2 protein-coding genes are annotated in these 563 nt (G+C 47.8%); both read right to left on the reverse strand.

Features of this window, described 5'->3' with window-relative positions; genetic code table 11:
- Window positions 1-384 (reverse strand): ATP-binding cassette domain-containing protein (locus R8N47_RS27330; RefSeq protein WP_318186380.1); only part of this gene is annotated, 384 nt, incomplete at its 3' end.
- Window positions 381-563, reverse strand: a 183-nt coding sequence (locus R8N47_RS27335) for an oligopeptide/dipeptide ABC transporter ATP-binding protein (protein ID WP_412034497.1), incomplete at its 5' end; no start/stop codon positions are given. The genes R8N47_RS27330 and R8N47_RS27335, both read right to left, overlap by 4 nt.

Genomic DNA, 563 nt, shown 5'->3' on the forward strand with positions numbered 1-563 from the left:
ACGCTGCATGCGCGCATCTGGCGGCATGTTGGTGTTTCGTTTCAACGGACCTTCCAAGATTCGTCCAATTTGAATCCGAGGGTTCAATGACGTGTTTGGGTCTTGGAAAATCATGCGAATCAACTTACATCGCGTTGCGTAATCTTTGTGTTCTAAACGCTCACCATTGACTCGGATCTCACCAGAGCTCGGTTCAACAACGCCTGCGAGCATACGTGCAAGTGTTGATTTACCGGAGCCATTCTGGCCAATAAAGCCAATAGTTTGCCCCGGTTCTAGCGTAAAGCTCACGGGTTTAACCGCTTCATTAACTTGACGTCTGAACAGTCGAGAACGCGTGACAAACTGCTTCGATAAGTTATCGACTTCGAGTAACGCACTCATGACTTCTTCTCCGTGTTCAATGGAAAGTGACAGTTAAACTTATGGTTTTTAATGCGTCGCGTGTGTGGAATTTCAACACACTGTTTTTGCGCGTACGGACAACGTGGCCCTAATCGACAACCAATTGGCAGGTGCTGCAAAGGAGGGATAGACCCAGGTAGCGATTGCAGTTTCTGCTT

Source organism: Vibrio sp. 2132-1, assembly GCF_033344315.1.